Below are 24,498 nucleotides of genomic sequence, written 5' to 3'. Positions count from 1 at the left end.
ATGTGGGTAAACCCTTTCCCACAGATATGAGGCATTCCTTCAGCTGGTGGGGTCCCTGTGGGAGCGGGCATGCCCGCGAAGCAGGCGACGCGGTGGATGGCACCGGCTTCGCCGGTGTTCGCGGGTAAACCCGCTCCCACAGGTACAGCGCATTCCTTCAGCTGGTGGGGTCCCTGTGGGAGCGGGCATGCCCGCGAAGCAGGCGAAGCGGTGGATGGCACCGGCTGCGCCGGTGTTCGCGGGTAAACCCGCTCCCACAGGTACGGCGCATTCCTTCAGCTGGTGGGGTCCCTGTGGGAGCGGGCATGCCCGCGAAGCAGGCGAAGCGGTGGATGGCACCGGCTGCGCCGGTGTTCGCGGGCGCGCCCGCTCCCACAGGTATGGCGCATTCCTTCAGCTGATGGGGCCCCTGTGGGAGCGGGTTCACCCGCGAAGCAGTTCAACGCGGTGGATGGCACCGGCTGCACCGGTGTTCGCGGGCGCGCCCGCTCCCACAGGTACAGCGCATTCCTTCAGTTGGTGGGGGCCCTTGTGGGAGCGGGCATGCCCGCGAAGCAGGCGACGCGGTGGATGGCACCGGCTGCGCCGGTGTTCGCGGGTAAACCCGCTCCCACAGGTACAGCGCATTCCTTCAGCTGGTGGGGCCCTTGTGGGAGCGGGTTCACCCGCGAAGCAGGCGACGCGGTGGATGGCACCGGCTGCGCCGGTGTTCGCGGGCGCGCCCGCTCCCACAGGTATGGCGCATTCCTTCAGTCGGTGGTGGCTCTGTGGGAGCGGGTATGCCCGCGAAGCAGGCGACGCGGTGGATGGCACCGGCTACGCCGGTGTTCGCGGGCGCGCCGGCTCCTACAGGTACGGCGCAGGTTTCCGAGTTCCACAGGGGCCCTGCCAATTCAATGAGTTATGTGCAGTGCCATGGGAAGTGGGTTCGGTGCAGGTTTCAGGCTGACGCTGTACATGCACCGGGCGCTGCCTCCCCCGAATTTCCATCTAAATCCATGCCACCACTCAACCGTCTAACTACGGAGGAAATTGATGAGCTGATTTCTTAGGAGATTCCCTGTGCAAGAGCTGCTCGATACGGTCGTATCGTTGTCCACCCAAAAACGTAAGGCGTTGGCAGCCTTGCTCAAGAAACAAGGCGTGAACCTGTACGGTGTCACGCCGATCTTCCCGAGGGATCCTGCAGAGCCGGTGCTGCTTTCCTACGCTCAGCAGCGCCTGTGGATACTGTCGCAATTGGGCGAGGTGGGCGGCGCGTACAACCTCTCGTCCGTCTTGCATTTCAAAGGCCACCTGGATACCCAAGCCCTGCAGCGCAGTTTCGAGGCCCTGATCGAGCGCCACGAAACGCTGCGTACAACCTTCCGCCTGGAAGGGGAGCAAGCGGTTCAGGTGATCCACCCACATATCCCTTTCGAACTGGCCGTTGAAGTGCTGGCGCAGGCCGATTACAGCCACCTGCGTCAGCGTGTCGAGGCCGAAGCCCACCTGCCTTTCGACCTGCAGCAGGGCCCGCTGCTGCGTGTGCGCCTGTTGCGCCTGGCAGCAGACGAACATGTGCTGGTGCTGACCCTGCACCACATCGTCTCCGACGGCTGGTCGATGCCGGTAATGGTCAACGAGCTGGTGCAGCTCTACCACGGCCACAGCCAGGGCCAACCCGTGGCGTTGCCGACACTGCCGGTGCAGTACGCCGATTACGCCACCTGGCAGCGCAACTGGATGGAGGCCGGCGAGCAGGAAAGGCAACTGGCCTACTGGACCGCGCAACTGGGGGAAGAGCAGCCCGTGCTGGAGCTGCCCACCGACCGCCCACGGCCCGCCGTGAGCAGCCATCAGGGCGCACGGGTAAAGGTCGCTCTGGACCAGCAACTGGCCGGGGCGCTCAAGCAGCTGGCCCAGCAGCAGGGCGTGACGCCATTCATGCTGTTGCTGGCCAGCTTCCAGGCGCTGCTGCACCGCTACAGTGGCCAGCCAGACATCCGCGTCGGTGTACCGGTTGCCAACCGCAACCGGGTCGAGACCGAGCGCCTGATCGGCTTTTTCGTCAACACCCAGGTGTTACGGGCCGAGTTCGACCTGCAGATGACCTTCATTAACCTGCTGCAGCAGGTGAAGCAACGCGCACTGGGTGCCCAGGCCCATCAGGACCTGCCGTTCGAGCAGTTGGTCGAGGCCTTGCAGGTCGAGCGCAACCTGGGCCACAGCCCGCTGTTCCAGGTCATGTACAACCACCAGACCCAGGCCAAGGGCGAGCGCCGTAGCCTGCAAGGGCTGCAGATGGAAGAGCTGGTCTGGGACAGCCACACCGCCAAGTTCGACCTGACCCTGGATACCTTCGAGCACGAGCAGGGCATTGGCGCGGCACTGACCTACGCCACCGACCTGTTCGACGCGGCGACCATCGAGGGCATGGCCCGGCATTGGCTGAACCTGCTGCAGGGGATCGTATGCGAGCCTGGGCAGCGGGTTGCCGACCTGCCGCTGCTGGACGTGCCTGAGCGGCACATCATCGTGCGCGACTGGAACGCCACCGAAGCGGACTTCCCGGCAGGGCACAGCATCCATCAGCTGATCGAGGCCCAGGTGTTCGCCACCCCGGATGCCCCGGCGCTGGTCTTTGGCGAGCAGACCCTGAGCTATGCCGAGCTCAACCGCCGTAGCAACCAGCTGGCGCACAAGCTGCGCGAGCTGGGCGTGGGCCCGGATGTGCTGGTGGGCATCGCCATGGAGCGCAGCCTGGAGATGGTCATCGGCTTGCTGGGTATCGTGAAGGCCGGCGGCGCCTATGTGCCGCTGGACCCGGAATATCCCCAGGACCGTCTGAGCTACATGTTCGAGGACAGCGGCATCGCCTTGCTGCTGACCCAGTCGCATTTGCGCGAGACCCTGCCGATCCCGGCCGGCCTGCGCAGCCTGGACCTGGATACCGAGAACTTCGACGACTACAGCGATGCCAACCCGAATGTCGACGTGGCCCCGCTGAACCTCGCCTACGTGATCTACACCTCCGGCTCCACCGGTCGCCCGAAGGGCGCTGGCAACAGCCATCAGGCGCTGGTCAACCGCCTGTGCTGGATGCAGAAGGCCTACCGCCTGGACGCCAGCGATAGCGTGTTGCAGAAAACCCCGTTCAGCTTTGATGTGTCGGTGTGGGAATTCTTCTGGCCGCTGATGACTGGCGCGCGCCTGGTCGTGGCCCAGCCCGGCGCGCACCGCGACCCGCAGTTGCTGGTCGAAACCATCAATCATTACGGCATCAGCACGCTGCACTTCGTGCCGTCGATGCTGCAGGCGTTCATGACCCACGAAGCGGTCGAAAGCTGCATCAGCCTCAAGCGCGTGGTGTGCAGTGGTGAAGCGTTGCCGGCCGAGCTGGCCCGCCAGACCCTGCAACGCCTGCCGGCGGTGGGCCTGTACAACCTGTACGGCCCGACCGAAGCGGCGATCGACGTGACCCATTGGACCTGCCAGCCGGACGAAAGCATCAGCGTGCCGATCGGCCAGCCGATCGACAACCTCAAGACCCACATCCTCGAAGGCAGCCTGCAACCGGCGGTGCGCGGCAGTGCTGGCGAGCTGTACCTCGGTGGTGTCGGCCTGGCCCGTGGTTACCACCAACGCCCGGCGCTGACCGCCGAACGCTTCGTGCCGGACCCGTTCAGCGACAACGGCGGGCGCCTGTACCGCACCGGCGACCTGGCGCGCTACCGCGCCGATGGTGTGATCGACTATGCCGGGCGCATAGACCACCAGGTGAAGATCCGTGGCCTGCGTATCGAACTGGGTGAGATCGAGGCGCGTCTATTGGAGCTGCCGAGTGTGCAGGAAGCCGTGGTGCTGGCCCAGGACGGGCCAAGCGGCAAGCAGCTGGTGGGCTATGTGGTGCCTGCCGACAGCACGCAAGACGAAGGCGCATTGCGCGACAGCCTGCGCGAGGCGCTGAAGGCCGGTTTGCCGGACTACATGGTGCCGGCGCACCTGCTGCTGCTCGGCAAGCTGCCAGTGACGCCGAACGGCAAGCTGGACCGCAAGGCCCTGCCGCAGCCGGATGCCAGCCAGTTGCAGGGCGAGTACATCGCGCCGCAGAGTGCTTTGGAGCAGCAGATCGCGGCGATCTGGGCCGATGTGCTGAAGGTGGAGAGGGTCGGCCTCGGCGACCACTTCTTCCTGCAGGGCGGGCATTCCCTGCTGGCAGTTTCGGTGATTGCCCGCATTCGTCAGCACCTGGGGCTGGACGTGCAGTTGCTTACCCTGTTCGAGGCTCCGGTGTTGAGGGACTTTGCCAAACGTGCCGAGCACGGTGAACGGGCACAGGCTGCTGTCATCGAATGCGTGAGCAGGGCGAAGCCGCTAGCGCTTTCCTACGCCCAGCAACGGCAGTGGTTCTTGTGGCAATGGGCACCGCACAGTGCCACCTACAACATTCCGGCCGCACTGAAGCTGGCCGGGGCGCTGGATATCGCCGCCCTGCAACAGGCCTTCGGCGCCTTGATCGAGCGTCACGAAACTTTGCGCACCACTTTCCGCCTGGATGGCGAGCAGGCAGTGCAGGTCATTCATGGCCAGCTGCCGTTCGAGCTTGTCGTCGAGGAGCAGGCGTACGCCGACGAGGCCGCTGTGCGGGCCTGGGTCGAGACCGAAGCGGGGAAACCGTTCGACCTGGAGCAGGGGCCGCTGCTGCGGGCCGGGCTGCTGCGCCTGGCGGCGGACCAGCACGTGCTGGTGCTGACCCTGCACCATATCGTCGCCGACGGCTGGTCGATGCCGGTGATGGTCGACGAACTGGTGCAACTGTATGCCGGCTACAGCCAGGGCCAGGTGCCGCAGTTGCCGCCCTTGCCGATCCAGTACGCGGACTTTGCCGTGTGGCAGCGCAACTGGATGGAGGCCGGTGAGCAGGCGCGGCAGCTGGCCTACTGGACCGAACAGTTGGGTGATGAGCAACCGGTGCTGGAGCTGCCGTTGGACCATCCGCGCCCGGCTGTACCGAGCCACCAAGGCGCGCGGTGGCCGATTGAGTTGGGCAATGAGCTGGCGGCCAACCTCAAGCGCGTTGCCCAGCAGCAGGGCGTGACGCCGTTCATGCTGTTGCTGGCCAGCTTCCAGACCTTGCTGCATCGCTACTCGGGCCAGGCCGACATCCGTGTTGGTGTGCCCACGGCCAACCGCAACCGGGTCGAGACCGAGCGCCTGATCGGCTTCTTCGTCAACACCCAGGTGCTGCGTGCTGAGTTCGATGTGCAGCTGACGTTCGGCGAGCTGCTGCAACAGGTGCGCCAGCGCACGTTGGGCGCGCAGGCCCACCAGGACCTGCCATTCGAGCAACTGGTCGAAGCCTTGCAGCCTGAGCGCAACCTTGGGCACAACCCGTTGTTCCAGGTGCTGTACAACCACCAGACCGAGCTCAAGGGCAGCCAGCACCGCTTGCCGGGCCTGGAAATGTCGGGCTTGGAGTGGAGCACGAATACGGCCAAGTTCGACCTGTCCCTGGATACATTCGAGCACGAAAAGGGCATCGGGGCTTCGCTGACCTATGCCACCGACCTGTTCGACGCCAGCACCATCGAGCGCATGGCGCGGCATTGGGTCAACCTGCTCGCAGCCATCGTGCGCCAGCCCGGGCAACGCATCAGCGAGCTGCCGTTGCTGGGCGAGGACGAGCAGCAGGCCGTGCTGCGTGACTGGAACCGCAATACCGCCGCCTTCCCGGATGAGCGAACCATTCATGAGCTGATCGAGGCCCAGGTGGCCACCGCCCCCGAGGCCCCGGCAGCCACCTTCGGCGAGCAGACCCTGAGCTACGGCGAACTGAACCGCCGGGCCAACCAGCTGGCGCACAAGCTGATCGAGCGCGGCGTTGGCCCTGATGTGCTGGTTGGCATCGCCATGGAGCGCAGCCTGGACATGGTGGTTGGCCTGCTGGGCATTCTCAAGGCCGGTGGTGCCTATGTGCCGCTGGATCCGGAGTACCCGGAAGACCGCCTCAGCTACATGTTCGCCGACAGTGGCATTGCCTTGCTGCTGACCCAGTCGCACCTGCGTGAAGCCCTGCCGATCCCGGTTGGCCTGCACAGCCTGGATCTGGATGTCGAAGACCTGACCGGCTACAGCGATGCCAACCCGACTATCGACGTAGCCCCGCAGAACCTGGCCTACGTGATCTACACCTCCGGCTCCACCGGCAAGCCCAAGGGCACGCTGTTGCCGCACCAGAACGTGGTCCGGCTGTTCGCGGCGACCCAGGACTGGTTCCGTTTCGACGCCAGTGACGTGTGGACGGTGTTCCACTCCTATGCCTTCGACTTCTCGGTATGGGAGCTGTTCGGCGCGCTGTTGTATGGCGGCCGGGCGGTGATGGTGACCAAGGACGTGGCACGTTCCACCGAGGACTTCCATGCGCTGCTGCAGCGCGAGCGGGTAACGGTGCTGAACCAGACGCCGTCGGCGTTCCGCCAGTTGATCCCGGTGGCCTGCGCGGCAGCGCGCCAGGGGCAGGGCCTGGCCTTGCGACATGTGGTGTTCGGCGGCGAAGCGCTGGACGTGAGCAGCCTCGAACCCTGGTTCGAGGTGTTCGGCGACCAGCAGCCACGGCTGATCAATATGTACGGCATCACCGAAACCACGGTGCACGTGACCTACCGGCCGATCACCCAGGCCGACCTGGCCAAGGGCGCGAGCAGCCCGATCGGCGAGGTGATCCCGGACCTGTCGTGGTACCTGCTGGATGCCGCGCTGAACCCGGTGGCCCCAGGCAGCCACGGCGAGCTGGTGATCGGCCAGGCCGGCCTGGCGCGGGGGTATCACGGGCGCCCGGGGCTGACCGCCGAGCGCTTCGTGCCGAACCCGTTCGACAGCCAGGGTGGCCGCCTGTACCGCTCGGGCGACCTGGCCCGCTACGGCGGCGCGGGGGTGGTGGAGTACCTGGGGCGGATCGACCATCAGGTGAAGATTCGAGGTTTTCGCATCGAACTGGGCGAGATCGAGGCGCGGCTGCAGGCGCAAGCCAGCGTGGCCCAGGGCGTGGTACTGGCCCAGGACGGCCCGGGCGGCAAGCAGCTGGTGGGTTATGTGGTGCCTGCCGATGCGGCCGTGATGGCCAGCACCGAGACCCAGGCTGCCGAGCGCGAGGCGCTGCGCACTGCGTTGAAGGCGAGCCTGCCGGACTACATGGTGCCGGCCCACCTGCTGTTCCTGGCCAAACTGCCGTTGACCGCCAACGGCAAGCTGGACCGCCGTGCATTGCCGCAACCGGACGCCAGCCTGCTGCAAGCGGAATATGTGGCCCCGCAGAGTGAACTGGAACAACAGATCGCGGCGATCTGGGCCGATGTGCTGAAACTGGAGCGGGTAGGCCTGGGCGACAACTTCTTCGAACTGGGTGGGCATTCCTTGCTCGCCGTCCAGGTGATCTCCCGGGTACGTCAGAGCCTGGGCGTGGAGCTGCAGTTGCGCGCGCTGTTCGAAACGTCGAGCCTGGCCGACTTCGCCAGGCTTGCAGCGCAAGGTGAGCAGGCTTGCTCCAGCGTCATTGGGCGGGTTTCCCGGGAGCAGCCGCTGGCGCTTTCCTATGCCCAGCAACGGCAGTGGTTCTTGTGGCAATGGGCACCGCACAGTGCCACCTACAACATTCCGGCCGCACTGAAGCTGGCCGGGGCGCTGGATGTCGCCGCCCTGCAACAGGCCTTCGGCGCCTTGATCGAGCGTCACGAAACCCTGCGCACCACCTTCCGCCTGGACGGCGAGCAGGCGGTGCAGGTCATTCATGGCCAGCTGCCGTTCGAGCTGGTCGTCGAGGAGCAGGCGTATGCCGACGAGGCCGCTGTGCGGGCCGGGGTCGAGACCGAAGCAGGGCAACCGTTCGACTTGGAGCAGGGGCCGCTGCTGCGGGCCCTGCTGCTGCGTCTGGCGGCGGACCAGCATGTATTGGTGCTGACCCTGCACCATATCGTCGCCGACGGCTGGTCGATGCCGTTGCTGGTCGACGAACTGGTGCAACTGTATGCCGGCTACAGCCAGGGCCAGGTGCCGCAGTTGCCGCCCTTGCCGATCCAGTACGCGGACTTTGCCGTGTGGCAGCGCAACTGGATGGAGGCCGGTGAGCAGGCGCGGCAGCTGGCCTACTGGACCGAACAGTTGGGTGATGAGCAACCGGTGCTGGAGCTGCCGTTGGACCATCCGCGCCCGGCTGTACCGAGCCACCAAGGCGCGCGGTGGCCGATTGAGTTGGGCAATGAGCTGGCGGCCAACCTCAAGCGCGTTGCCCAGCAGCAGGGCGTGACGCCGTTCATGCTGTTGCTGGCCAGCTTCCAGACCTTGCTGCATCGCTACTCGGGCCAGGCCGACATCCGTGTTGGTGTGCCCACGGCCAACCGCAACCGGGTCGAGACCGAGCGCCTGATCGGTTTCTTCGTCAACACCCAGGTGCTGCGTGCCGAGTTCGATATGCAGCTGACGTTCGGCGAGCTGCTGCAACAGGTGCGCCAGCGCACGTTGGGCGCGCAGGCCCACCAGGACCTGCCATTCGAGCAACTGGTCGAAGCCTTGCAGCCTGAGCGCAATCTTGGGCACAACCCGTTGTTCCAGGTGCTGTACAACCACCAGACCGAGCTCAAGGGCAGCCAGCACCGCTTGCCGGGCCTGGAAATGTCCGGCCTGGAGTGGAGCACGAATACGGCCAAGTTCGACCTGTCCCTGGATACATTCGAGCATGAAAAGGGCATCGGGGCTTCGCTGACCTATGCCACCGACCTGTTCGACGCCAGCACCATCGAGCGCATGGCGCGGCACTGGGTCAACCTGCTGGAAGCCATCGTGCACCAACCGAGCCAGCGCATCAGCGAGCTGCCATTGCTGGGCGAGGACGAGCAGCGAGCGGTGCTGCGTGACTGGAACCGCAACACCGTCGCCTTCCCGGATGAGCGCAGCATTCATGAGCTGATCGAGGCCCAGGTGGTCGCCGCCCCCGAAGCCCCGGCAGTCACCTTCGGCGAGCAGACCTTGAGCTACGGCGAGCTGAACCGCCGGGCCAACCAGCTGGCGCACAAGCTCATCGAGCGCGGCGTTGGCCCGGATGTGCTGGTAGGCATCGCCATGGAGCGCAGCCTGGACATGGTGGTCGGCCTGCTGGGCATTCTCAAGGCCGGTGGTGCCTATGTGCCGCTGGATCCGGAGTACCCGGAAGACCGTCTGGCCTACATGTTTGCTGATAGCGGCATCACTTTATTGCTGACCCAGGCACATCTGCGTGAGGCACTGCCAATTCCGGCCGCTATCGAGTGCCTGGAGCTGGATGAACAAACTCTGGTCGGCTACAGCGACGCTAATCCGAATATCGAAGTAGCCCCGCAGAACCTGGCCTACGTGATCTACACCTCCGGCTCCACCGGCAAGCCCAAGGGCACGCTGCTGCCGCACCAGAACGTGGTCCGCCTGTTCGCGGCGACCCAGGACTGGTTCCGTTTCGATGCCAGTGACGTGTGGACGGTGTTCCACTCCTACGCCTTCGACTTCTCGGTATGGGAGCTGTTCGGCGCGCTGTTGTATGGCGGCCGGGCGGTGATGGTGGCCAAGGACGTGGCACGTTCCACCGAGGACTTCCATGCGCTGCTGCAGCGCGAGCAGGTGACGGTGCTGAACCAGACGCCGTCGGCGTTCCGCCAGTTGATCCCGGTGGCCTGCGCGGCAGCCCGGCAGGGGCAGGGCCTGGCCCTGCGGCATGTGGTGTTCGGCGGCGAGGCGCTGGACGTGAGCAGCCTCAAGCCCTGGTTCGAGGTATTCGGCGACCAGCAGCCACGGCTGATCAACATGTACGGCATCACCGAGACCACGGTGCACGTGACCTACCGGCCGATCACCCAGGCCGACTTGGCCAGGGGCGCGAGCAGCCCGATCGGCGAGGTGATCCCGGACCTGTCGTGGTACCTGCTGGATGCCGCGCTGAACCCGGTGGCCCCGGGCAGCCACGGCGAACTGGTGATCGGCCAGGCCGGCCTGGCGCGGGGGTATCACGGGCGCCCGGGGCTGACCGCCGAGCGCTTCGTGCCGAACCCGTTCGACAGCCAGGGTGGCCGCCTGTACCGCTCGGGCGACCTGGCCCGCTACGGCGGCGCGGGGGTGGTGGAGTACCTGGGGCGGATCGACCATCAAGTGAAGATTCGAGGTTTTCGTATCGAACTGGGCGAAATCGAGGCGCGGCTGCAGGCGCAGGCCAGCGTGGCCCAGGGCGTGGTACTGGCCCAGGACGGCCCGGGCGGCAAGCAGCTGGTGGGTTATGTGGTGCCTGCCGATGCGGCCGTGATGGCCAGCACCGAGGCCCAGGCTACCGAGCGCGAGGCGCTGCGCACTGCGTTGAAGGCGAGCCTGCCGGACTACATGGTGCCGGCCCACCTGCTGTTCCTGGCCAAATTGCCGTTGACCGCCAACGGCAAGCTGGACCGCAGTGCCCTGCCGCAACCGGATGCCAGCCAGTTGCAGCGCGAGTACCTCGCGCCGCAAAGCGAACTGGAGCAACGGATCGCGGCGATCTGGGCCGATGTGCTGAAGCTGGAGCGGGTAGGCCTTGGCGACAACTTCTTCGAACTGGGTGGGCACTCCTTGCTGGCTACCCAGGTCATGGCGCGGCTACAGGTCGAGCTTGGCACGAGCCTGCCCCTGGCGTTGTTGTTCCAGGCGCAAACGCTGCAGGACTACGCAGCAATGATCAATGGCTTGAATACCCATAGCGATGCAGACCTGGATGAACTCCAGGACTTCATGAGCGAGCTTGAGGCAGTCTGAAATGCAAACGGATAACAGAAACATGGCCCTGGTGCAGCGCTTCATCGGCCTGCCGCTGCCACAGCGCAAACTCTTCCTCGAGAAACTGGCGGCGAAGGGCATGAGCCTGGCCCAGTTGCCGATCCCCGAGGTGCGCGGCGAGCATCCGTTGCCGGCGCTTTCATACGCCCAGCAACGGCAGTGGTTCCTGTGGCAATGGGAGCCTGCCAGTGCCACCTACAACATCCCGGCTGCCTTGAAATTCAAGGGGAATCTGGATACCACAGCTCTGCAACTGGCCTTTGCGGCCTTGATCGAGCGACATGAAACGCTGCGTACCACGTTCCGTCGCGACGGTGAGCAGGCGGTGCAGGTCATTCATGCTCAAGTGCCGTTCGAGCTGGTCATCGAAGAGCAGGCAAACGCCGACGAGGCCGCTGTGCGGGCCTGGGTCGAGACCGAAGCAGGGCAACCGTTCGACCTGGAGCAGGGGCCGCTGTTGCGGGCCCGGCTGCTGCGCCTGGCGGCGGACCAGCACGTGCTGGTGCTGACCCTGCACCATATCGTCGCCGACGGCTGGTCGATGCCGGTGATGGTCAATGAGCTGGTGCAGTTCTATCAAGGTTTCAGCCAGGGCCAGGTAACGCAACTGCCGGCCCTGCCGATCCAGTATGCCGACTATGCCATTTGGCAGCGTAGCTGGATGGAAGCCGGCGAGCAGGCACGGCAACTGGCCTACTGGACCGAACAGTTGGGCGATGAGCAACCGGTGCTGGAGCTGCCGCTGGACCATCCGCGCCCGGCCATGCCGAGCCACAGAGGGGCACGGTTGCCGATCGTGCTGGGCGATGCGCTGGCCACCAACCTGAAACGGGTTGCCCAGCAGCAGGGCGTGACGCCGTTCATGCTGCTGCTGGCCAGCTTCCAGACCCTGCTGCATCGCTACTCGGGCCAGGCTGATATCCGCGTTGGGGTACCGATTGCCAACCGTAACCGGGTCGAGACCGAGCGCTTGATCGGCTTCTTCGTCAACACCCAGGTGCTGCGTGCCGAGTTCGATGTGCAACTGACGTTCAGCGAGCTGCTGCAACATGTCAGGCAACGTGCCCTGGGTGCCCAGGCCCACCAGGACCTGCCGTTCGAGCAGCTGGTCGATGCGCTGCAGCCGGAGCGCAACCTGAGCCACAATCCGCTGTTCCAGGTGTTGTACAACCACCAGACCCAGGCCAAGGGCGAGCCCCGACGTATAGCGGGGCTGGAGATGGAGGAGTTGGCCTGGGACAACCAGACCGCCAAGTTCGACCTGGCTTTGGACACCTCCGAGCATGAAAAGGGCATCGGTGCTTCGCTGACCTATGCCACCGACCTGTTCGACACCAGCACCATCGAGCGCATGGCGCGGCATTGGCTCAACCTGCTGGAAGCCATCGTGCGCCAACCGGGCCAGCGCATCAGCGAGCTGCCGTTGCTGGGCGAGGACGAGCAGCAGGCCGTGCTGTGTGACTGGAACCGCAACACCGTCGCCTTCCCGGATGAGCGAACCATTCATGAGCTGATCGAGGCCCAGGTGGCCACCGCCCCCGAAGCCCCGGCAGTCACCTTCGGCGAGCAGACCCTGAGCTACGGCGAGCTGAACCGCCGGGCCAACCAGTTGGCGCACAAGCTGATCGAGCGAGGTGTCGGCCCTGATGTGCTGGTAGGCATCGCCATGGAGCGCAGCCTGGACATGGTGGTCGGCCTGCTGGGCATTCTCAAGGCCGGTGGTGCCTATGTGCCGCTGGATCCGGAGTACCCGGAAGACCGCCTCAGCTACATGTTCGCCGACAGTGGCATTGCCTTGCTGCTGACCCAGTCGCACCTGCGTGAAGCCCTGCCGATCCCGGTTGGCCTGCACAGCCTGGATCTGGATGTCGAAGACCTGACCGGCTACAGCGATGCCAACCCGAATATCGAAGTAGCCCCGCAGAACCTGGCCTACGTGATCTACACCTCCGGCTCCACCGGCAAGCCCAAGGGTACGCTGCTGCCGCACCAGAACGTGGTCCGGCTGTTCGCGGCGACCCAGGACTGGTTCCGTTTCGATGCCAGTGACGTGTGGACGGTGTTCCACTCCTACGCCTTCGACTTCTCGGTATGGGAGCTGTTCGGCGCGCTGTTGTATGGCGGCCGGGCGGTGATGGTGGCCAAGGATGTGGCGCGTTCCACCGAGGACTTCCATGCGCTGCTGCAGCGCGAGCAGGTGACGGTGCTGAACCAGACGCCGTCGGCGTTCCGCCAGTTGATCCCGGTAGCCTGCGCGGCAGCGCGGCAGGGGCAGGGCCTGGCCTTGCGGCATGTGGTGTTCGGCGGCGAAGCGCTGGACGTGAGCAGCCTCGAACCCTGGTTCGAGGTGTTCGGCGACCAGCAGCCACGGCTGATCAATATGTACGGCATCACCGAAACCACGGTGCACGTGACCTACCGGCCGATCACCCAGGCCGACCTGGCCAAGGGCGCGAGCAGCCCGATCGGCGAGGTGATCCCGGACCTGTCGTGGTACCTGCTGGATGCCGCGCTGAACCCGGTGGCCCCAGGCAGCCACGGCGAGCTGGTGATCGGCCAGGCTGGCCTGGCGCGGGGATATCACGGGCGCCCGGGGCTGACCGCCGAGCGCTTCGTGCCGAACCCGTTCGACAGCCAGGGTGGCCGCCTGTACCGCTCGGGCGACCTGGCCCGCTACGGCGGCGCGGGGGTGGTGGAGTACCTGGGGCGGATCGACCATCAGGTGAAGATTCGAGGTTTTCGCATCGAACTGGGCGAGATCGAGGCGCGGCTGCAGGCGCAGGCCAGCGTGGCTCAGGGCGTGGTACTGGCCCAGGACGGCCCGGGCGGCAAGCAGCTGGTGGGTTATGTGGTGCCTGCCGATGCAGCCGTGATGGCCAGCACCGAGGGCCAGGCTGCCGAGCGCGAGGCGCTGCGCACTGCGCTGAAGGCAAGCCTGCCGGACTACATGGTGCCGGCCCACCTGCTGTTCCTGGCCAAACTGCCCTTGACCGCCAACGGCAAGCTGGACCGCCGTGCATTGCCGCAACCGGACGCCAGCCTGCTGCAAGCGGAATATGTGGCCCCGCAGAGTGAACTGGAACAACAGATCGCGGCGATCTGGGCCGATGTGCTGAAACTGGAGCGGGTAGGCCTGGGCGACAACTTCTTCGAACTGGGTGGCGACTCCATCGTTTCCCTTCAGCTGGTGGGCAAGGCCCGCCAGGCCGGCGTGCAGTTCACCCCCAAGCAACTGTTCCAGCATCAGACCGTACAAGGCCTGGCCACGGTGGCGCGGCGTGTTGTCGAAGGTATTGGCGAGCAAGGGCCGATCACGGGCAGCACACCGCTGACCCCGATTCAGCAATGGTTCTTCGAGGCCGACATCGGTGAGCGTGGGCATTGGAACCAGTCGATTCTGCTGACACCCAGCGAACCCCTGCAAGCGGACCGCCTGCACGATGCGTTGCTGGCACTGGTCGCCCATCATGATGCACTGCGCCTGGGCTTCGAGCAGCAGGCGGGGGCCTGGCAAGCCGAGTACAAGCCACAGCAGCAGGCGCGGATACTCTGGGAGCATGCGTGCGCCGACGAGGAGGCGTTGTCCGCACTCGCTGACCAGGCCCAACGCAGCCTGAACCTGCAGCAAGGCTTGCTGGTCCGTGCGCTGCTGGCCAGCCTGCCCGATGGCAGCCAGCGTCTGCTGCTGGTCATTCATCACCTGGCGGTAGATGGCGTGTCGTGGCGCCTGTTGCTGGAGGACCTGCAACAGGCCTACCAGGCCCTGGGCAACCGACAGCCGGTGCAATTGCCAGCCAAGACCAGCGCCTACAAGACCTGGGCGCAGCACCTGCAGGCCTATGCCCAGAGCGAGGCGCTGCAAGCGGAACTTGCCTACTGGCAAGCGCAGTTGCAGGGCACCAGCGACCACCTGCCGTGCGCCAATGCGCAGGGCGGCAACCAGCAGCAGCACGCTGCGTCGGTCAGTACGCGGCTGGGCCGCGAAGCCACCCGACAGTTGTTGCACGATGCTCCAGCGGCCTATCGCACGCAGATCAATGACTTGCTGCTGACGTCCCTGGCTCGGGTGATCGCCCGCTGGACCGAGCGGCCGGAGGTGCTGGTCAGGCTGGAAGGCCATGGCCGGGAAGACCTGTTCGATGACATTGACCTGAGCCGCACGGTGGGCTGGTTCACCAGCATGTACCCAGTGAAGCTGAGCCCGCTGGGCGGGATCGCCGAATCGATCAAGGCGGTCAAGGAGCAGCTGCGGGCCGTGCCGAACAAAGGCCTTGGCTATGGCGCGCTGAAGTACATGGGGCCGGCTGGTGCGCGTGAGGCCCTGGCTGCGTTGCCTCAGGGCGAGATCGTGTTCAACTACCTCGGGCAGTTCGACGGTAGCTTCGACGAGCAGTCGGGCTTGTTCGCACCCGCGCGGGAATACGGCGGTGCGGCCAAACCAGCCGATGCGCCACTCGGTAGCCAGATCGCCCTGAACGGCCAGGTATACGGCGGCGAGCTGAAACTTGGCTGGACCTTCAGTGCGCAGCGCTACGACACAGCGGTCATGCAAAAGTTGGCAGATGACTATGCCGCGGAGCTTGGCGCGCTGATCGCTCATTGCTGCGAGCCTGGCAACCGTGGTGTAACGCCTTCGGACTTCCCACTGGCCGCGCTGCGCCAACAACAGCTGGATGAGCTGCCGGCAGTTGCACGGCAGGTGGCCGATATCTACCCGCTGTCGCCGATGCAGCAGGGCATGCTGTTCCATTCGCTGCAGGGGCCTGAAGGCGCGCTTTACATCAACCAGACTTCGGTGGAAGTCAAAGGCCTGGAAATCGAACGGTTCGTGGCAGCCTGGCAGCAGGTGATCGACTGTCACGATATCCTGCGCAGTGCCTTCTGGTCGGCGCCCCACTTGGCCGAACCTTTGCAGCTTGTCTACCGCAAGGTCGAATTGCCGGTGGTCGTGCATGACTGGCGCGACCGCTCGGTAAGTGCGCAGATGCTGCAGGCGCTGGCCGAGGCCGATGCCGCACAAGGCCTGGACCTGAGTGTCGCACCGTTGATGCGCCTGACCCTGGTGCGGCTGGACGACGAACGTTTGCATCTGCTATGGACCCGTCATCACATACTGATGGACGGCTGGAGTACCTCGCGGCTGCTTGGCGAGGTGTTGCAGACTTACCATGGCCACCCTGCGCGAGCGCCGGCAGGGCGGTTTGGCGATTACATCCGCTGGCTTGCCGGGCAACCCAAGGCGGCGCTGGAGCAGTTCTGGCGAGGCAAGCTGCAAGAGCTGGAAAGCCCCACCTGGCTGGCGGACAGCCTGGCGGCTCGCCCGGCGGCAGACCTGCAGGGGCACGCCGCGCTGTACCTGCGTTGGGATGCCTCGCGTACCCGGCAACTGCGCGAGCAGGCCCAGCGCTTGCGCATCACCCCAAACACCTTGATCCAAGCGACCTGGCTGCTGCTGCTACAGCGCTATACCGGGCAAGCCACGGTGTGCTTCGGCGCCACCGTGGCGGGCCGGCCAGCCGGCTTGCGCGGTGCCGACGAAATGCTGGGGTTGTTCATCAACACCTTGCCGGTGGTGCAGACGCCCCAACCGCAGCAGCGGATTGTCGACTGGCTGCAGCAACTGCAGGCCTGCAACCTGGAACTGCGCGACCACGAACATGCAGCCTTGGCCGATGTGCAGCGCTGGGCAGGGCAGGCCGGGCAAGCGTTGTTCGACAGCATCGTGGTGTTCGAGAACTACCCGGTGGACGAACGCCTGCAGGAAGGTGGTGGTGGCTCGCTGCAGTTCGGTGAGGTGAGCAACCGCGACGTGACCAACTACGCCATGGACCTGGCGGTGCATCTGGGCGAGACGCTCTCGGTCGAGTTCCTCTACTTGCGCAACCGCTTCACGGAGCAAGCCACCGACAGCATTCGTGGCAGTTTCGAACGGCTGCTCGAGGGCATGCTCGACAACCCTCACGCCACCGTGGGCAGCCTGGACATGCTGACCCCGGCGCAAGCGCAGCAGGCCCAGGCTCGCAATGGCTTGCAGCCATGCGAGCAGGCCATGCCAAGGCTGGCCGAGCTGATTGCCCGGCATGCCCAGGTGCGGCCAGAGGCAATTGCGGTGGCCTGTGGCGAGCGACAGTTGAGCTACGCCCAGCTGGATGAGCGTGCCAACCGCCTGGCACACCACCTGATTGCCTTGGGTGCGCGCCCGGAGGTTACGGTCGGCATCGCCCTGGAACGCTCGGTGGAGGTGATCGTGGCATTTCTGGCGGTGATGAAAACCGGCGCCGCCTATGTGCCGCTGGATATCGACTACCCGCAGGATCGCTTGCAGTGGATTGTCGAGGATTCGGCCATGCACCTGCTGGTGACCAGCAGCGGCTTGCGCCAGCGTTTTGCCGGGGTGGAGCACTGCGTGGAGCTGGACCTTCTGGCTATCGCCAGCTTGCCGTCCGATGCCCCTCAGGTGATGGTGCACGACACCAACCTGGCGTACCTGATCTATACCTCTGGCTCTACCGGCAAGCCCAAGGGCGTGGCGGTCAGCCACGGGCAGATCGGCATGCACTGCCAGGCAATCGCCCGCCTTTACCAGATGGATGAAAGCACTCGCGAGCTGTTGTTCATGTCGTTCGCTTTCGACGGTGCCCAGGAGCGTTGGCTGTCGACCCTGTCGTCGGGCGGCTGCCTGGTGGTGCGCGGTAGCCAGCTGTGGACTGCCGAGCAAACCTGGCAGGTACTGCATGCCGAGCGCATCGACATTGCCTGCTTCCCGCCGGCGTATCTGCAGCAACTGGCCGAGTTCGCGCAAACCCGGCAGGAGGCCGCACCGCCGGTGCGCATCTATTGCTTTGGCGGTGACGCGGTGCCCGATGCACTGTTCGAACTGGTCAAGCGGACCTTGCGCCCGCAGTTCCTGACCAATGGCTACGGGCCTACCGAAACGGTCGTGACCCCCCTGTTGTGGAAAGTATCGGCACAGCAGTCATGCCAGGCGGTGTATGCGCCGATCGGTGAGCGGGTTGGCCAGCGCACGCTGCATGTGCTGGACCAAAGCCTGAACCCGGTGCCCGATGGCGTGGCCGGGGAACTCTACATTGGTGGCGAGGGTGTGGCGCGCGGGTATCACCAGCGTCCGTCCCTGACCGCCGAGCGCTTTGTCGCCGACCCGTTTGCCCAGGGCGGGCGGCTGTACCGCACCGGTGACCGGGTGCGTCGTCGGGCGGATGGCGTGATCGATTTCATCGGCCGCCTGGACAACCAGTTGAAGGTTCGCGGTTTCCGCATCGAACCTGGGGAAGTCGAAGCACGGCTGCGTAATCTGGCGGATGTGCGGGATGCTGTGGTGGTGGCCCGGGAGGGCGCTACCGGCAAGCAATTGGTGGCGTATCTGGTCACCGGCAATGGGGTGACTTCCGCTACGCCATTGCGTGACGCCTTGCGTGCCGACCTGCCGGACTACATGGTGCCGACCCAGTGGGTATTGCTGCCGGCGTTTCCACTCACTCCCAATGGCAAGATCGATCGCAATGCGCTGCCGGCCCCGGAGTTGGCCGGGCGCCCGGTGCGGGTGGCTCCGCGCGATGACACGGAAAAGGCGCTGGCGGCCATCTGGCAGGAAGTGCTGGAGGTGGATGAAGTTGGTGTCGATGACAACTTCTTCGAATTGGGGGGCGATTCGCTGCGCGTGCTGAAGATGCTGTCGAAGGTACGAGCACGGCCCGACCTGTCGATCGAGCTGAAACTGCGCGATGTCATGGCCAGGCCCACCATTGGCGAGCTTTCCGGCTATACCGATGCCGACGTTGCCCTTGATCCGCTGCTGCTGCTCAACAGCCGGGTAGCCGGGGCCAGGCCGCTGTTCTGCCTGCATGCAGGCTTTGGCACGGTGTTCGACTACGAGCCGCTGGCGCGCCGGCTGGAAGGGCATTGCAGCGTCTACGGCGTGCAATGCCGCATGTTGCTCGATCGCAACTGGCAGGATGATTCGTTGCAGGCCATGGCGATCGACTATGCCCAGTACATTCGCCAGAAGCAGCCCGAAGGGCCATACCAGCTTGCCGGCTGGTCGCTGGGTGGCACGCTGGCGGTGCTGGTGGCCCAGGAGCTGGAAGCCCAGGGCCAGCAAGTATCGTTGCTTGGCCTGGTCGACAGTTTTATCCCAACCGGTGCGCCGGCAACGCCGGCGGCGGACTGGAGTGCCGACCTTGGCAGCTTCCTGAGTGTGCTGCTGGGGCTGGCCAAGGAGCAGCTGGTGCTGCCTGCCATCGCGGCGGGCAGTGGTGTGCCGCTGCTTGAGCGGCTGATCGAAGAGGCACGCTCGGGGCTGCAGGTAGCGTCGGCCTTCGCCAGTGTCGAAAGCGCCGAACTGGCCCACACCTTTGCCGTGGCGATGCGGCTCAAGGCGTTGTCGGAACGGTTGCCGGCATTGCCGGCAACCCGCGCCGCTGCCTTGTGCTGGTGGGCAGGTGACCATGGCCAACGCTTCGCGGTTCACGGAAGCGGTGAGAACCACGCGGTTGCAGCGGGTCACTATGACATCCTCAAGCATCCGGATGTGATCGAGGGGCTTGCGGCCAGGCTGGTGGCGGAGCCGGTCATGGGTTGACCCGGCAAGGCCGGCTGAATGACCTGTGGGGCCCGCGTTCAACGTGGGCCCCACAGGTTTTTTCATGTCGGCAGTGTCGCCACCGAGACGAAAAAAGCGGCGTCATCCTGTGTGGATGACGCCGCTTCGATTACAACGGTACAGGTGGCTGTCGGCCTAGAAGTCGTAGCGCAGGCTCATGGTGGCGTTACGCGGGTCACCGTAATGGCCAACACTGCCGCCGATACCCGAGTAGTACTTCTCGTCGAAGATGTTGTTCAGGTTCAGAGTGGCGGCCAGATGGTCGGTGACCTGATAGCGCGCCATTAGGCTGGCAACGGTGTAGTCATCCTGGGTGGCTCGGGCTTTGAGGTTGGTGTAGTAGAGCGACATGCTGGAGTTCCAGGACACCCCGCCACCCACGGTCAGCCTGTTCCAGTCACCCTGGAAGCGATAGGTGTTCCAGAAGCGGAAAGTGTCCATGGAGTACTGCGTCAGCTGGCGCTCGCCCTCGGCGTCTTCCGTGCGGGCATGGCTGTAGCTGGTCATGACTTGCCAACCAGGCAGTACTTCGCCCGAAAGCTCCAGGTCGATACCTTTGGTCTCGGTACCCTTTGCAGCCTTGTAGGCTTGCTCGCCTCCCGAGCCATCCTGTTTTACCGTGCCGTTCACCAGCACACCGTTGTCCACTACTGCCAAATTGTCGCGCTTGACCAGGAACAGTGCCGTGCTGGCATTCAGACGACCGTCGTAGAATGCCCCTTTCCAGCCCACTTCATAGTTGGCGCCTACGACCGGGCCGATGACCGAACCGTTGCTATCGCGGCTTGATTGTGGCTTGAAGATATCGGTATAGCTGGCGTACACCGATTGCTCAGGGGTCAGGTCATAGGTGATGCCCGCGTACGGTGTTACCTCACCCCGCTCGTGCATCTTGACGTCCGGCGATCCGAATGAGGTAGGCCAGTAGTAATAGTCGTAGTCATAGTCGGAGGTGCGCGCGCCCACGATTACGTTCAGGTCATCCATCAGGTTGAACTTGAATGCCGCGTAGGTGCCGCGCTGGCTGCTCTTGATGTTGAGAATTTCCCCAAGTGCGCCAGTCTCGGTTGGCCGAGGCAGGTAGTTGTCCCAGTCATAGAAGTTGACGGTTGTGCTGCCAACGTCATAACCGGTGTGATCGTTCTTGTAATCCTGATAGTTGAAGCCGGTGATGAACTCGTGAGTGCGCCCGAACAGGGAAAACGGCCCCTGCAGGGTCAGGTCCACGCCGCGTTGAGTCTGATCGGCTTCGGCATTGTAGCGCAGCATTCTCGCGGCGCCGGTTGCTTCATCAATCCATGCTCGGTTCGTCGTGGTCTGGTATGAGCCGTTGTAGTTATCGCGATTGGAATCCATGTAGTTCGCGGCCAGCTTGATTTGCCAGTCATTGGCGAAGGAATGCTCGGCGGCCATGAAATAGTTGGTGGTTTCCAGCTCGTCGTACATCCAGCGGGCGCCGGAACTGGTCGAGCGGGAGAAGTTGGTCTGCTTGCCGTTGGTGAACAACAACGGTACACCCGGTGAACCGGTGGCTTTGAACTTCTGGTAGTCGACGCCGAAACGTACCAGGGTGTCGTCGTTCAGGTCCGCTTCGAGAACGCCGTAGAGGATGTCCTTGTCTTCCTTGTACCAGTCGCGAAAGCTGCCGCTTTTCTGCTTGGCCGCCACCATGCGCCCGCGCAGGTTGCCACCCTCGGTCAAGGGGCCGGAAACATCGACTTCGCTGCGGTAGGAGTCCCAGGAGCCGACAGTGCCCTGGATATGCGACTGGAATTCGCGGGTCGGGCGTTTGCGAATGAGGTTGACCACACCGCCGGGTTCACCCGCACCGGTCATCAGGCCGGTCGCGCCGCGGACGATTTCGACGCGGTCGTAAAGGGTCATGTCCAGCAACGTGCTGGGCATGTTGCGGGTCTGGTTTTCCTGGGTGGTGGTCACGCCGTCAAGCTGGTAGGTGTTGATGGCACTGCCGCGGGAATAGATGTTGTAGCGCAGGCCACCGTCCTGGGACATGGTGATGCCGGGTGTCTGGTTGAGCACCTGGGTCACGCTGTTGAGCTGCTGGTCGTCCATGCGCTGGCGGGTGACTACGCTGATCGACTGGGGCGTTTCACGGATCGACAGGTTCATCTTGGTGGCGGTGTTGGTCACACCGGTGGTGTAGGAGCCCGTGCCTTCGGTAGTGGCACCAAGGCCCACGCTATTGACGTTGGTCGCCGAAAGCTCGACCTGGCCGGCCTGTGCGCCCGAACTGGCCGTCACCGTCACGGTGTTGCCATCGATCTGGTAACGCAGCCCGGTGCCTTGCAGCAATGTCCGCAACGAAGACTGCAGGTCATGCCGGCCCTTGAGGGCCGTGGAGCGCAGCCCACTGATGTCCTCCGGGCTGTACAGCAACTGGGTATCGGTCTGCTTGGCCAGTGCCTGCAACGCCGAGTTCATCGACTGCGCGGGAATATCCAGGGTCCACTCCTGTGCCTGCACCTGGGCAACCATCGCAGCGGATATCGCCAGGCCCAGGCCGATGCGTGTGAACGCGCGCTGGGGACGAAGGGAATGACGGATCAGTAATGCTTTGGCAAGCGGGTTGAGCGGGCCGGGGAGGGACTTGGACATCTATTGCGGTCTCGTTGGCAGAGGGTTTTTTTCTATGTCAGCTATAGGACGCAGCACCTGTTAAAAACCGGAACGATTCTTATTGGCGATTTTTTTGGCCGGTGCTGCGTTAACCGCGTCACAACTTCACAGTTCGCGTGCTACGCGAAAGCCGAGGAAGTCACCGCGGGTGGTCTTGAGGCGGTCGTTGCGGTTGGCCGAGCGGGAGAAGATCGGCGGCTCGCCCCAGTCGTTGCCGCGCATGTGCGCGCGGATGCACTTGGGGTCCTGGATCCAGGCGCTGCCGTCGGTGGGGGCGCCTTCGTAGCTGTCGTGGTAGCAGTCGGCGACCCATTCGTAGACGTTGCCGTGCATGTCGTACATGCCGAAGGCATTGGGCGGGTAGCTGCCCACCGGGGCGGTGAAGGTATGCCCGTCCTTGGGGCCATAGGTGTTGGCGTGCTTGCTGATCTCGTACTTGCCCGGTTCGTCGAAGGGGAAGGGGAACGGGCCGCTGGAGCCGCCACGGGCGGCATATTCGCGTTCGGCTTCGCTGACCATGCGGTATGGCTTGCCGGTGGTTTTCGCCAGCCATCGGGTGTAGGCCTGCACTTCGTCGTAGTCGACGCACACCGCCGGCTGGCGGGGGCCTTGCTTGTAGCTGGGCTTGCTGGCTTCGCACCAGCGGCCGGGGCGGTCGTCGCCGCTCTTGATGACGGTGCCGGTGGCCTTGATGTAGGCGTCCAGTTCGCCGGCGGTGACCTGGTAGCGGCTCATGGCGAAGGGCTTGGCGAAGGTCACGGTGTGCAGCGGGCCCTCGTCGGGCTGGCGGCCGACTTCGTCGTCAGGGGCCCCCATCACGTAGCTGCCGGCGGGCAGCACGACCATCTCGGGGCAGTCCTTGCAGTCTTTGAACACGTCGCCGGGCTTGGCGGCGTGGGCGTAGGCGCTGACCAGCAGCAGGCAGATGATCTGGGCTGGCCGGTAGAGCCAGGCGGATACGTTCATCGGTGGTCCTCGAAACGGGTGAATGCGGGCTGCGTTTCGCATTCAGACGAGCCGGGGCGGTGAGAAATTAACCAACATCCAAGGTAGCGCGGTCTTATTGTGGGAGCGGCCTTGTGTCGCGAAAGGGGCGCGCAGCGGCCCCACACTCTCAGCTTCGCCGCAGATATTGCTGGGGCCGCTCTGCGGCCCTTTCGCGACACAAGGCCGCTCCCACAAAAGCTGTTCCCGCGAGTACCGTAGGCAGTGGTTGCAAGGCATGGGGCACCGGGCTATAGTCCAGCCCACTGTTCTCTTCCCGAAGACCTGTTCATGCCAGCCAGCCCATCCACCACAAGCTTTGCCATCGCGCCAGTCGCGGGCATGGTCGTGCGTGGCTGCCAGCAGCCGGCGATGATCAGTCACTATCCACCACCACCTGTCAGTGGCGTCGTAGGCGGCGTAGCTCCGCCTCCTTGCGTGGTCGTGCTGGGCTGATCGGTTTCTGGCCGCATCCCTTCGCACACGCAACCTACTGAACACGGTCGGCGACTTCCCACGCTGAAGCGCACGCCGTCCGTCTGGCTTATTCGCCTTGAATCAGGTGGCAATACATGTCTGTCTTTAGCAAAGCATCCGTGGCCTCGGCGGCCACTACCAGCCTGTTCGTCCTGCTGTGGAGCAGCGGGGCGATCGTTTCCAAGCTCGGCCTGGCGCATGCCAGCCCGTTTGCCTTCCTGCTGTTGCGCTCGGCGCTGGCCCTGGCCGGCCTGCTGCTGATCGGCCCATTGCTGGGGCTGCGCTGGCCGCGCAGTCGCGGGGCCATCCTGCGGGCCCTGGGCACTGGCTGTGTGCTGCTCGGCGCCTACCAGATCTTCTACCTGCTGGCGCTCGATACCCATGTCACCCCCGGCGTCATGGCCACGGTGATGGGGGTACAACCGATCCTGACCGTGGTGCTGATGGAGCGCCAGCGCTCCTGGAGCCGCTTGTTCGGCCTGGGGTTGGGGCTTGGCGGGTTGATCATGGTGGTCTACCAGGGCATCAACCTGGGCGGGGTGTCGTTGGCGGGAATGCTGTTCGCCTTGCTGGCGCTGGCCAGCATGACCTTCGGCTCGATCCTGCAGAAGCGCATCACCGACAACCCAATGGGCACGCTGCCGCTGCAGTACCTGGCCGGCTTTGCCATGTGCGCATTGTTCGCGCCGCTGCAGCCGCTGCATGTGGAGTGGACTGGTGGTTTCGTCGGCGCGCTGCTGTGGATGGGGCTGGTGGTCTCGCTACTGGCGACCCTGCTGCTGTACCGGCTGATCGCCAAGGGTAACCTGGTCAATGTCACCAGCCTGTTCTACCTGGTGCCAGCAGTGACCGCGGTGATGGACCTGCTGATCTTCGGCAACCGCCTGGCGCCGCTCAGCCTGCTGGGCATGGGGCTGATCGTGGTGGGCTTGCTGTTCGTGTTCCGCAAGCCCGCCGCGCGCCTGGCCGAGGCGTAG

The 24,498-nt window shown here is 64.7% G+C and carries 5 protein-coding genes and 2 pseudogenes; 5 read left to right on the top strand and 2 right to left on the bottom strand.

From position 1 onward, the window contains the following. Positions 1-1,062 precede the first annotated feature (1,062 nt). From ABNP31_RS26265 to ABNP31_RS19420, 4 genes and pseudogenes are all read left to right on the top strand, one after another. Positions 1,063-2,442: pseudogene (locus tag ABNP31_RS26265) on the top strand (condensation domain-containing protein); the annotation flags it as partial. Continuing rightward, a pseudogene (locus tag ABNP31_RS26260) lies at positions 2,416-4,233 on the top strand (amino acid adenylation domain-containing protein); the annotation flags it as partial. The pseudogenes ABNP31_RS26265 and ABNP31_RS26260, both read left to right, overlap by 27 nt. Positions 4,234-4,338: 105 nt before the next feature. Then, the gene (locus ABNP31_RS19425) at positions 4,339-10,782 is read left to right on the top strand and encodes an amino acid adenylation domain-containing protein (protein WP_433916061.1); all 6,444 of its coding nucleotides are present in this window, start codon (positions 4,339-4,341) and stop codon (positions 10,780-10,782) included. A 22-nt stretch (positions 10,783-10,804) separates the two neighbouring features. Then, entirely contained in the window at positions 10,805-19,402 is an 8,598-nt protein-coding gene (locus ABNP31_RS19420) for an amino acid adenylation domain-containing protein (protein ID WP_350012675.1), read from the top strand. A gap of 156 nt (positions 19,403-19,558) precedes the next feature. Here ABNP31_RS19420 and ABNP31_RS19415 read toward each other — a convergent pair whose 3' ends face one another. Next, positions 19,559-22,039: a TonB-dependent siderophore receptor gene (locus ABNP31_RS19415; RefSeq protein WP_085663921.1), complete on the bottom strand. Its 2,481-nt coding sequence runs from the start codon at positions 22,037-22,039 to the stop codon at positions 19,559-19,561. Positions 22,040-22,165: 126 nt separating this feature from the next. Further along, positions 22,166-23,026, bottom strand: a complete 861-nt coding sequence (pvdO, locus tag ABNP31_RS19410; RefSeq protein ID WP_238066819.1) for a dihydropyoverdine dehydrogenase — start codon at positions 23,024-23,026, stop codon at positions 22,166-22,168. A gap of 590 nt (positions 23,027-23,616) precedes the next feature. Here pvdO and ABNP31_RS19405 point away from each other — a divergent pair. Continuing rightward, positions 23,617-24,498, top strand: coding sequence for a DMT family transporter (locus ABNP31_RS19405; protein WP_085663923.1), 882 nt, complete (start codon positions 23,617-23,619; stop codon positions 24,496-24,498).

The sequence above is a fragment of the Pseudomonas asiatica genome (assembly GCF_040214835.1).
Taxonomy (GTDB): domain Bacteria; phylum Pseudomonadota; class Gammaproteobacteria; order Pseudomonadales; family Pseudomonadaceae; genus Aquipseudomonas; species Aquipseudomonas putida_Z.
The sequence above is the reverse complement of the archived record's forward strand: the minus strand, read 5'-3'. Positions and strand labels throughout refer to the sequence as shown.

What these genes read in the sequence shown, in the direction of transcription:
- ABNP31_RS19420 (WP_350012675.1), top strand. Translation starts at nt 10,805, where the DNA reads ATGGCCCTGGTGCAGCGCTTCATCGGCCTGCCGCTGCCACAGCGCAAA.
- ABNP31_RS19415 (WP_085663921.1), bottom strand. Translation starts at nt 22,039, where the DNA reads ATGTCCAAGTCCCTCCCCGGCCCGCTCAACCCGCTTGCCAAAGCATTA.
- pvdO (WP_238066819.1), bottom strand. Translation starts at nt 23,026, where the DNA reads ATGAACGTATCCGCCTGGCTCTACCGGCCAGCCCAGATCATCTGCCTG.
- ABNP31_RS19405 (WP_085663923.1), top strand. Translation starts at nt 23,617, where the DNA reads ATGTCTGTCTTTAGCAAAGCATCCGTGGCCTCGGCGGCCACTACCAGC.